General features: G+C 29.3%; 8 protein-coding genes. 2 read left to right on the forward strand and 6 right to left on the reverse strand.

The features are described 5' to 3' along the window. Positions 1-180: 180 nt before the first annotated feature. The 6 genes from AC13CQ_RS06500 to AC13CQ_RS06525 form a co-directional block, all read right to left on the reverse strand. Entirely contained in the window at positions 181-1,659 is a 1,479-nt protein-coding gene (locus AC13CQ_RS06500; RefSeq protein WP_474506889.1) for a hypothetical protein, read from the reverse strand. 98 nt (positions 1,660-1,757) lie between these two features. Then, positions 1,758-2,270, reverse strand: a complete 513-nt coding sequence (locus AC13CQ_RS06505; protein WP_008611496.1) for an OmpH/Skp family outer membrane protein — start codon at positions 2,268-2,270, stop codon at positions 1,758-1,760. A gap of 232 nt (positions 2,271-2,502) precedes the next feature. Then, positions 2,503-3,339, reverse strand: coding sequence for a class I SAM-dependent methyltransferase (locus tag AC13CQ_RS06510; protein WP_474506887.1), 837 nt, complete (start codon positions 3,337-3,339; stop codon positions 2,503-2,505). Positions 3,340-3,473: 134 nt separating this feature from the next. Then, positions 3,474-5,345 (reverse strand): tRNA uridine-5-carboxymethylaminomethyl(34) synthesis enzyme MnmG, encoded by a 1,872-nt coding sequence (mnmG, locus tag AC13CQ_RS06515; protein WP_008611498.1) that lies wholly within the window; start codon positions 5,343-5,345, stop codon positions 3,474-3,476. A gap of 161 nt (positions 5,346-5,506) precedes the next feature. Beyond that, positions 5,507-5,917, reverse strand: coding sequence for an rRNA maturation RNase YbeY (gene ybeY / locus AC13CQ_RS06520; protein WP_474506886.1), 411 nt, complete (start codon positions 5,915-5,917; stop codon positions 5,507-5,509). Next, positions 5,910-9,245, reverse strand: a complete 3,336-nt coding sequence (locus tag AC13CQ_RS06525; protein WP_474507704.1) for a hypothetical protein — start codon at positions 9,243-9,245, stop codon at positions 5,910-5,912. Before AC13CQ_RS06525 ends, ybeY begins: the two co-directional genes overlap by 8 nt. A gap of 370 nt (positions 9,246-9,615) precedes the next feature. Here AC13CQ_RS06525 and AC13CQ_RS06530 point away from each other — a divergent pair, with 370 nt between their 5' ends. Further along, the gene (locus AC13CQ_RS06530; protein ID WP_008611501.1) at positions 9,616-10,488 is read left to right on the forward strand and encodes a DUF808 domain-containing protein; all 873 of its coding nucleotides are present in this window, start codon (positions 9,616-9,618) and stop codon (positions 10,486-10,488) included. 173 nt (positions 10,489-10,661) lie between these two features. Beyond that, entirely contained in the window at positions 10,662-12,191 is a 1,530-nt protein-coding gene (gene gltX, locus AC13CQ_RS06535; RefSeq protein ID WP_474506884.1) for a glutamate--tRNA ligase, read from the forward strand. The last annotated feature ends 69 nt before the right edge of the window (positions 12,192-12,260 follow it).

The raw sequence follows: 12,260 nt of genomic DNA on the forward strand, positions 1-12,260 counted from the left end.
TATATTGAATTCTATAACACCAAAAGAAGGCATACTGAAATAGGAAAAGTACCACCTGATCAAATTTATAATACAAAAAGAATAGCATCATAAATAATTAGATATATATTTAAACTGTCTTACAGATGGGGAGTAGTGTAGAGGTCTTATATATTTACTCGTAGATTACTATTAAATTTATTACAATACAGTTTGTAATGTTCCTTCACGTACACATAACCAGAAATAATTAAAAAACGATTTTTGCTTATCTCTTTCTACTTTTATTTCTACTTTTTTATTATCATTTTTATCATTCTTCATAAAAAGATTAGCAACGTTTGTAAAGAATTTATTAACTACATTTTTGTTTTTCTTTTTAATAGTTATTTTAAAATCATCATATTTTAATTCAAAGGATCCATTTGCAACATTTTCATTTGCATTTACATTAAAAACAATGCTTTTTATTTCCCCGCTTGTTTCTACATTCATGTTTGGCTCCACAAAATCATTTATCTGATGTGCACTTAAATTTTTCATATTTCCATGTAGTGTAAAGAAGTCAGCTTTGTTATTAATATTAAAATTCCATAATAATTTAAAATCTGCATTATCCATAAATTTGGAATTTATTTCGATTTTTGTTTCACCATTTCCTTCCATGGAATTTATATTTTCAATGGTACTATTCACTTCTGTAAATACTATATTTCCAGGCTCCTCGTAATTTTTTACTCTTTCAGCATATTTTATCCTACTGTTTATAATTTCTAAATGCTCAATATTTAGTTTAAATGGTAAATTTCTAAGTGCTTTACTATATAAAGGTTTGTATTTTGTAGGTTCTGGGAGTAATTTATTCTTATATATTTCTATATTTCCTTTATATATTTTTAAATTATTAGCCTCATATAAAGCACTATCTCTATATGTATTATGTTGGTATTTATCTATTAAGATGGAATCAATATCTAGGTTAATCCAGTCTGTTTGTACTGTTACATGCTTTTGTAGTTCCTTTTTTGAATATAGCGTCTTTATACCTACGTTGCTAGCTTTTATATACTGTTTATCTGCCTTTATTTTGCCTATCTTGAAATTTAAATGATTGTTTATTGGTAGTTCTATATTCTCTGCAGTTAATAGGATTTTTTCATATTTAAAAACTTGTTTAAGATTATGGTTTGTATTTATAATCACTTCATTTAAAATTACGCCTATATTTTCCACTTTTATAGGTTCTTTTTCTACTGCTGTATTATAACTTAGATTGGTATTTTTTACTTCAATTTCGTTAATCTTTATTTTGAAGTTCTTCTGTTCATTATTTTTTTTAGCTGAATTTTTCTTACTAAAATACCCGTCACCATTTTCAACATATATTTTTTCTATTTCAAAATTATTTTTGCTGAAAAGATTATTAATTGATATTCCAGAAATTTCTACTTTTTTAATAGATGCTGAATCTTTCGATTTTGAATGAATTATAACATTTTTTAAAGTTACAGTTCTTGTTAAGATGTTAGTATTCACATCTGTTATTTCAAATGAATAATCAGAATTGTTTTGAGCTATTCTCTTTTCAATAAAATTTGTAATCAGTAAATTGGCTACTATAATGAGGGTTGCCAAGACAGTAACAACTAGGAAGATTATTTTTATATACTTCTTCTTCAAGAATTTAATTTTATTGATAGCTCAATTGAAGATACAAAAAAAGACGCTTCTTAGAAGCGTCTTAACTTTTTGTTGTGCCAAATATTGTTTAACTACAATTATTCTGACTTATAATCGTCGTTGATAGCTTTTAAAACATCATTGGTAATATCTTTAGATTCTTCTCCGTATAATACACTTCCTGCATCATTAGAACCTAAAACAAAGGTGTATCCTTTTTCTTTACTATAGTCTTTTACAAAAGATCTTACTTTTTTGATTAAGCTATCAATTTCTTGCTGACTCTCTTGGGAAAGTTTTTGCTCTTCCATTTGAAGTTGCTGTCCCATAGTTTGTCTTTTTTGCATAAGTGCATTGTATTTTTCTTGGGCAACACTTTGAGCTAATTTCTCTGCTTCTGTTTGGAAAGCTTGAACTTCTGCTTGAAAAACTTTACCTATACTATCTGCTCTTTTATCAAAAGATTCAATTTTGGTTTTGTATTTAGCTTCGATGTCAATTTTCTCCTGATACTCATTTATCAATTTTGTATTATCTACAAAAGCTATTTTATTTTGTTGACATGATATTGTTGCTAAAGCAACAACTGCGATTAAAATAATTTTTTTCATTTTTTGGTCTAAAAATTTGTTCCGAACAAAAATAGGAAAGTAAATGGATTTTCCCCTTTTTTCTGTTCTGATATTAATAAATAGTAATTACTTATATTTTTTTGTTTTATAATAGTTATATCTTATTAAAAATGGCTTCTTATAAGTCGTTTTAAGCCATAATTATATTATTTTAATGTAATTATATTAGTTAGTATTCTAAACAGGCATGAAAACGCTTAAAATAATTTTTTTACTGTTTTTTGGCTATATATATAAGAGAAGAATATTCACCAGTGGATTTTGCCTTCACATTTGATTCTAAACCAATTCTAAGCGCTTTTATAAAATTTGTATTGCCTGTTTTTATTTTTTCTGAAAGCATACTTACATAAAAAGAATCAAAAATTAAAGGTAAGATTTTTACTACAAATAAATTATTCTCTTTTAATATTGTTTTCATTGAATGTTTATTAAAATGCCATATATGTCTTGGTACATCATAAGCAGCCCATGCCTCTTTATAATGTTCCGCATCATAAGATTTATAGTTTGGAACTGCAATTATGGCAATTCCATTTTCATTTAGCATTTCATGTATTTTTTTTAATTGTATTTCCAAGTCATGTACATGTTCTAATACATGCCACATGGAAATAATATCAAATTTTTTTACTGGTAATTCTTCTATTTTTTCAACTACTTTATTGCCTTTTTTTAATGATAATTCTCTTGCATTTTTATTAGGTTCTGTACCATAGCAATCAAAATATTTATTGCAATAAAAAATTAAATCACCTGTTCCGCTTCCAATATCTAATAATGTTTTAGCTGTTGGATTGTATTTTTTGAATAATTTATTTTTCCTTTTTAATGAGTATGATTTTATTATTTGATATAGTTTATCAATAAAAGTTTTTGTAGAATCTGTATGTGAAATATAATTTTCACTTTGGTAATAATTTCCAATTTTATCTTCAGAAGGAGTAGGGGATGTTTTTAATAGTCCTTCAATTTTAGTTGCTATAATTTCAAATTCTTCATTTGAAACTAAGCTATCTTTTGCTCTTAGATGAATTTTATTTTCCAAGGAATTGCTCATATAAATTAAACATGTGCAAGATACTATTTATTGATTTAGAGTAATAATTAAGGTATAAATATTAATCAAATAAAAAGGGTTCCACGTGGAACCCTTTTGTAAATATATTTTCAGATTTAAAATTATCTCCCCATATAAACTAACATCACACTTATGTCGCTTGGAGAAACTCCACTTATTCTTGATGCTTGAGATAAAGTTCTTGGCTTAATTTTCTTTAGCTTTTCTTTAGCCTCAAATGATAAAGATTTTAGCTTACTATAATCAAAATTTTCTGGAATTTTTATGTCTTCAAGTCTATTTAATTTACTTGCATTATTTTTTTCCTTTTCAATATAACCTGAGTATTTAACTTGTATTTCGGTTTGATCTAACACTTCTTGATCTAAATTGTTTTCTTTAATATAAGTGTCAACATCTTCAACCTTTCTCATCAAATCTAAAGTAACATTTGGTCTCGCAAATATCTTAAACATTTTATCAGATTGCTTCATCGGGGAAGATGCTACTTCTTCCAGAATAGGATTTATTACTTCTGGTTTTACACTCGTTTCTTTAAAGAAATTTACAAAACCTTCAGATAATTTTTCCTTTTCTTCCATACGTCTCAGTTGCTTTTCAGAAGCTAAACCTATTTCAAAACTTCTAGGAGTTAAACGTAAATCTGCATTATCCTGTCTTAATAAAGTTCTGTATTCTGCTCTAGAAGTAAACATTCTGTATGGCTCTTCAGTACCCTTTGTTATTAAATCATCTATTAAAACTCCAATATAAGCCTCATCTCTATTTAGTATAAATGGGTCTCTTTCTTGTACTTTTAAACTTGCATTTATTCCTGCCATTAATCCTTGAGAAGCTGCTTCTTCATATCCAGTAGTTCCATTTATTTGTCCTGCAAAATATAAACCTTCAACCAATTTGGTTTCTAAAGTATGTTTCAATTGCGTAGGAGGGAAGTAATCGTATTCTATCGCATAGCCGGGTCTAAAAAACTTTACATTTTCAAATCCAGCAACAGATCTCAATGCTTTAAATTGTACATCCTCTGGTAGGGAAGTTGAAAATCCGTTTATATAATATTCAACCGTATCCCACCCTTCTGGCTCTACAAAAAGTTGATGCCTGTCTTTATCTGCAAAACGATTTATTTTATCTTCTATTGATGGACAATAACGTGGTCCAATACTTTTAATTCTTCCGTTAAACATTGGAGATCTATCAAAACCTTCTCTTAATAAATCATGAACTTCATTACTCGTATAAGACATATGACAATCTCGTTGATGTGTCAAAGGTTTTGTCTCATCAGAATAAGAAAATTTTTCAGGTTTTTCATCTCCAGGTTGTACCGTCATTTTACTAAAATCTAACGATCTTCCATCCACTCTAGGTGGTGTTCCTGTTTTCATTCTTCCAGCTTCAAAACCGCAATTAATTAAATCTTCTGTAATTCCAGTTGCTGCTCTTTCACCTGCACGTCCTCCTCCAAATTGTTTTTCACCAATATGAATTAATCCATTTAAAAAAGTACCATTAGTTAGCACAACAGATTTACATTTAACTTCTATTCCTAGAGAAGTTCGTACGCCTTTAATTTTTCCGTTTTCTATAATTAAACCAGCAACCATTTCCTGATAGAAATCTAAATTTTTGGTTCTTTCCAGCATTAATCTCCATTCTTCTGCAAAACGCATTCTATCACTTTGAACTCTTGGAGACCACATTGCTGGCCCTTTAGATTTATTGAGCATTTTAAATTGTATGGCAGTTTTATCACTTACAATTCCAGAATAACCTCCCATTGCATCTATCTCTCTAACTATTTGTCCTTTTGCAATTCCTCCCATAGCTGGGTTGCAAGACATTTGTGCAATGTTTTGTAAATTCATTGTAATAAGTAGGGTAGAAGAACCCATATTTGCCGCAGAAGCTGCTGCTTCAGAACCTGCATGTCCACCACCTACAACTATAACATCATATTCTTTATCAAACATAAAAATGAATTTCTAAATTAATCCCACGTATGGGGTTGGTTTATTGACGCTTCCGTCTAAATTGTTATTTTGAACTCCTCTTTATTTGCTAAGAGGTTTTTATTCGTTCCACGTGAAACAGCTTTGTTAGCCCCCGCTATTTCAGTGTTTGTTCTTGTAGTCTATTTAAATAATGCTATTTTTTCCTCTTCTTTTGTACGCATTATTTTTGTATCTTCTTCGGTTTTGTCTTTATATCCACAGTAATGAAGAATACCATGTGCCATAACCCTTTTTAATTCTGTGTCAAAACTTACGCTATATTCGTCGGCATTTTCTTTAACCCTTTCAACAGAAATAAAAATATCTCCAGCTATTGTATGCGCATCCGAATAATCAAAACTGATAATATCTGTCAGCGTATCGTGATTCAAATAGTCAACATTAATTTTATGCAAGTATTCATCATCACAAAATATATAGTTTATTTCACCTAATTCTTTGCCTTCAGATTTGATAGTTTTAAGTATCCAATCCTCAAAACTTTTCTCGTTTTCAATCTTAAATTCGGTCTCGTAATTAAAACTAATCATCCTTTCTAAAATAAGCGTTTACTTTTTGCTTGTAATTTTGCCGCAAAGGTAAGGCTTGTCTATTTAATATTTCAACTTCATTAAAATATTGTTGTATTTCAGGTAAATTATTTGTAGAAGAATTTTCAAATTCCTTAGTATTTGTATTACTTTCCCTTTCTTCTTTTTGTCCTTGTTTTAATGTAGCATCTTCCAACTTTAATAATTGATGCTGTAATTGTAACATTTTTTGTTGAGTAGCTTCATTAAAACCTTTTTCTAACAAATTGTTTTCTATCTGCTCCATTTCGTTTGCTAATTTTTTAGCATGTTGTTTCTCACCAGCACCGTTTATATTTTCTAGTTGTTTTTCTAATTCATTTCTTAATTCTTGTTGCTGCTTATAAATTTCAAAAACTTCTCCAGACATCTTTTCATTTCCTAAACCTTCTCCTTTTTTCATTCCTTTTTTATCTCCATTTTGTTCTTCTCCTTCATTTCCCTCAGAAGGTTTTTGTCCTTCTTTTCCCTTTTCCAAGCCTTGCTGCATTTGTTTATTTAATTCTTCTTGCGACTGAATAATATCTGGTAATTGAAAACTTTTACCACTACCTCCAGATTGACCAGAAGCCATACTTTGTTGCATATTATTCAAAACATCACTTAAAAAATCTGCTAATTCGTTTGTTGCAGTTAAGGTATATTGCTGATGAGAAATTCCTTGATAATATTGATTTTCGGCAAATTGCTCTAATGTTCTATCAATGTTATAATAGATGCTCTCAATGTTTTCATTTATTTTTTCTGATATTTTTGGTTGCCTCAAAGACAGGGCAAATAAACTATCATCTACATGTTCAAAGAGGGTACGTAATTCATTTTGCTTTCTTAAATATACCGATAGGTTTGAATTTTGTTCATTGTAGTTTTGAATACGTTTCATAATCTCTTCCTGATCAAAAGAAAACACTAATAGATTATCTAAAATTTGACGCAATGATTCCATATCTTCAATCATTCCTTCCTCACTCCCTGCTTGCATCATACTTCCCATTTGTTTTGCCAGTTCCTCAATTTTCTTGGCTGCCTTTTGTTGTTTTTGCTTAGCTTGATTTTCAGATTTATTGTCTTCAGAATTATCAGTAGATTTTTCTTCTAATTTTTCTGTTGCTTCTTTTTGTGTAGCTTTAATTTCTTCCTCTTTTTTTGTATCTGTTCCAAGCTCCATGGGTTTCTCAAGCTTTTCATTTTGCTCTTTTAAATCCTTTATTTCTTCCTGAATATTTTCAAAATCAGTATTTAATTGTTCTTGTTTATCAACACTATTTTCTTCTTCTGTTTCATTAGATAAATCACGTTGTTTCTTAGCAAGATCTTCTAAATCTTTTTTAATTTTCTCAGCTTTAGCAGTAGTATAATACCTTTTGGTTAGTTCTAATAACTGTTCTAAATTTCTGCTATCTTTTTTCTGCTGCTTAGCCATTTGTTCCAATCGCTTAGACAACTCTTCTTTATTAATTTTATGAGAAATTTCCTTCAATTGTTCCATCAGCTTTTCATTTTTTTCCATCTCTTTTTGCTGTCGCTCTAAGCGTTCTTGCAATAATTTATTCAGTTCAGATTTTTCTTTATTTCCCTTTTGAAATTCTTCTAAATTTTGTTGTAGTTCCTCATGGTATCTCTTCATCATTTGATCTTGCTGCTGTTGTCTTTCTAAATAATTAGCTATTTTCTTTTTATCATTATAGTTCAGTTGGTTTTTTTGTTTATTTGTTTCGCTAATTTTATCTAATTGTTTTTCTTGAGATTCTATTTGGTTTAAAGAATTCTCCATTTCCTGGATATTCTCTTGTTGCTTTTTTAACTGTTGGTTTTTTAATTCTGAATTTGTAAGCTTTCGATATCCATAAACATTACTTTTAGCTTTCTTTCCACCATTAATTGCGTCATTATCTATTACTTCAAAATAAAACTTGTAGGTAGTTCCGGCATTTAAATTTAAATTTTCTGGAAATATGTATGCAAATCTGTCGTAACTTCCATTTTTAGTAGGTATTGCTAGCTTATTTATACTATCTGTTCCTTGTGGATAATAGACTAGATTTAATTTTTGTAAGCCATAATCATCTGAAATCTGACCTATATAAATTCTTTTTTCATTATGTAAACTATCTACTTTTTCTTCTACTTTAATCTCTGGGTATTGATCTTTTATAACAGAAATTGAATAGCCTAAGTTTTCATAATTCTTTAAATTCTTATTACTGGTAGAAATGGTATAATTAAGATTTGAATATATATTTTTAGATAATTCAAACTGATTTTCATTTTTGTTGAAATTAAGAACAGTGTCTTTAAGTTGTAACGAAACTGCATCTGTTTTGGTAGTTTTAAGCAGCCATTTTATAGCTGTTCCTTCGGGAATTGTTGCATTTCCAGTGCTTTTTAAGATTTCAGATTTTTTTCCTGTATACTTTGGATATTCTAATAGCATTTCAAAAGAAACTAATGAAGGCGTTGAAATTACCTCTAAACTATATTGATGAGATGAAACATTATTTGCCGTAAGATTAAATTTAATGTCTTTTTTAGGTTGAGAAAATTCATACTCAAATGTTCCTATTGTTTTTTGTTGCATAAAAAATAAATTTCCATCAACGTTAATCTGTACATTCTCAGGGATATATTTTCCTGCAGTATTTACTTTTAATGTATAACTCTGTCCTTCAATAGCTTGTAAAGAATCATTTAAAATAAAAAACTGAAAAGGAGCTGGAGGTGTATATGCCGTTTTATAATCTATAACTCTTTTATAACTCTCTGTAAACAAGTTGCTTTTTCCAATAATTATAACAATCAGTATAAAAAATATTGGAGCTAATGCATACCATACATATTTTAAATTTGCTTTATAGTTTATTGCAGTTTGAAAGGGAATGGGAGTAAGAGTTCCACTTTTCTGTTCAATACTAGCAAGGAGTAAATCGGATTTTTCCGCATTTTCCGAAAGTTGTAAAACATTTAAAAGCTTGTCGTTAACCTCTGGAAAATGATTTCCAATAATTGAAGAAGCTGTTTTATAATCGATCCCTTTTCTAATTTTGAAAAGATATAATAACGGACTCACAATAAATTTTAGAAATAATATGGTTTCTATAGTTATAAAAAGCCAAAATAAAATAAGACGACCAGCAGTACCAAACCAAATAAAATATTCTAATAAAACCGTTAATATAAAATATAATAATCCAATTCCAATAAACAAAAAAGTCCCTTTTATCAGTTCATTCACATAATATTTACGTAAAAAACCTTCTAATTTTTGTTTTATGTTCTCTAGTGCATTCATTCGTTACAATTGGGATATTCAAGTATTTTTTATGTTAGTCGAAATTAACAAAAGCAACTTCTAATATTTTAATGTAAATTATGAATTTTAAACGAGTTAGAAAATAGGGTTATTTTAACTGATTTTAATTTTTCTTTGAAGCTGTTTCTGTAGATTTTCAATACTTTTTAAATCAGTTTTGACTTTTTTGTTTCGTTTTTGTATCAAGACAAAAATGAAATTAGGTTTAAGTAATTGAAAAGAAAATAGTTAATCCTATTCTATATTTAGATTTATATCGAACTCACGTTTTTATATTAAATCGCTGTACATGTTTGGTTTTCATATAAATATTCTGCTATTTTTATACAGAATTTTAATTATACAAAATATGGCTTCAGGGATTTTTGCAATTCTAGACGATATTGCTACGCTTATGGATGATGTAGCTGCAATGAGCAAAGTAGCTGCAAAAAAAACAGCTGGAATTTTAGGAGACGATTTAGCTGTTAATGCCGAAAAAGCCTCTGGTTTTGCTTCATCTAGAGAAATTCCTGTATTATGGGCAATTTCTAAAGGATCTTTAATTAATAAATTGATTATTCTCCCGGTTGCTTTTCTTTTAAGTGCTTTTTTACCATGGGCTATTAATATTATTTTAATAATAGGAGGGATATACTTAGCCTTTGAGGGTGCCGAAAAAATATATCATTTTTTTGTACCACACCATAATTCTAAAGCTGAAGAATTAAAAGAAGTGCAAACAAAAGAAGAAATTTTAGCAATCGAAAAAGAACGTATTAAATCGGCCATTATAACCGATTTTATTCTTTCTGTGGAAATTGTAATTATAGCGCTCGGAACCGTTGTTGGTCAAGAAATATGGAATCAAATTATTGTAGTTAGTATTATTGCGCTTATTGCAACTGTAGGAGTTTACGGAATTGTAGCGCTCATTGTAAGAATGGATGAAGCAGGCTATAAACTAATTGCTAAAAGTAAAAGTGAGAAAAGTTTTTTGCATAAAATTGGTCAGTTATTAGTAAATGCCTTACCTAAAGTTATTCAGGCTTTGAGTGTTATTGGAACTATTGCTTTGTTGTTGGTTGCGGGAGGAATTTTTAATCATATTGAATTTATGCATCATCTATTTCCATGGATGCCAAGTATGTTAAAAGATTTTCTTGCTGGTTTGGTTGTAGGGTTTATTGCATTTTTTGTGTTTCAAGTTGTTCTTAAAATCTATCATAGAATTGCTAAATAAGCTGGCTATATTTATTTTATTAACTTCTTTTAAGTAGCGTGTAATCAATTCATTTTTTGATTACACATAAAATTTATACCAAAATTGTTCTTTTAGCTATTTTCCTTTTTAACTTCCTATCCATAACTTCGTAACTCAATCCAAATAAAGTATCTTTGCCAAAAATTTAAATGATGAGTACAAAAGTACGTGTGCGTTTTGCGCCTAGTCCAACAGGTCCACTACATATTGGTGGAGTTAGAACTGCTTTATTTAACTATTTATTTGCAAAAAAACATGGAGGAGATTTTCTTTTACGTATTGAAGATACCGACCAAAATAGATATGTAGAAGGTGCTGAAGAATATATTGTAGCTGCTTTAAAATGGTTGAATATTCCTTATGATCAAGGACCCAGTTCTTCCGAAGAAATACAAAAAAAATACGGTCCTTTTCGTCAAAGTGAACGTAAGGATTTATACAAAAACTATGCTGATACATTAATTAATAATGGTTGGGCATATTATGCTTTTGATACAGCCGAGGAATTAGATGAGCACCGCAAAGACCATGAAGAAAAAGGGAAAACCTTTATTTATAATTGGCACAATCGTTTAAAATTAAAAAATTCTTTATCGCTTTCTACTGATGAAGTTCAGAAAAAGATAAATGCTGGAGAAGATTATGTTATTCGTTTTAAATCTCCTCAAGATGAAAAACTTCATTTAAAAGATATTATCCGCGGAGCTATTGAAATTGACACTAATATTTTAGATGATAAGGTGTTGTTTAAAAGCGATGGAATGCCAACCTATCATTTAGCAAATATTGTAGACGACCATTTAATGGAAATTACCCATGTTATTCGTGGTGAAGAATGGCTTCCTTCAATGGCATTACATGTGCTGCTTTATCGTGCTTTTGAATGGCAAGCTCCTGAATTTGCACATTTACCACTTATTTTAAAACCAACAGGAAAAGGAAAATTAAGTAAACGGGATGGTGATAAATTAGGATTCCCTGTTTTTCCTTTAGAATGGAAAGATCCTACAACAGGAGATGTTTCACGTGGATACAAAGAAGATGGATATTTTAATGATGCAGTGATTAATTTCTTAGCGTTTTTAGGATGGAATCCAGGGACTGAACAAGAGATTTTTAATTTAGATGAATTAATAAATGCCTTCGAATTAGAAAAAGTACATAAAGCTGGAGCTCGTTTTGATCCTGATAAAACCAAATGGTATAATCACCAATATCTTCAACAAAAAGAAGATAAGGAATTGGCTGCACGTTATATGCCAATGCTGGTAGCTCAAGGAATTAATGTGGAAGTGGATTATGTAGAAAAAGTAGTTTCACTTATAAAAGAGCGTGCTAGTTTTGTTTCTGAATTTTGGGAACTGAGTAGCTTTTTCTTTACTGCTCCATCTACTTATGACGCTAAAGCTAGTAAAAAGCAATGGAAAGAAAATACTAATGAGTATATAAATGAACTTGTTCCTGTGATTAATGAAATAGGCGAATTTTCTTCTAAAAATATAGAGGCAGTAGTAAAACAATGGATTTCCGACAAAGAACTTGGCTTCGGACAAGTAATGCCACCCTTACGTTTAGCCTTGGTTGGAGAAATGAAAGGACCTCATGTTTTTGATATTATAGAACTTATTGGAAAAGAAGAAACCGTAAACCGACTCCAAAAAGCTGTTGAAGTTTTAGGATAATTACTTCTTTTTTAACCATACTAAACCCCGAAGTTGTATAACAACTTCGGGGTTTGTTTTTTCATTAAT

The sequence above is a fragment of the Galbibacter sp. L-19 genome, from assembly GCF_056857615.1.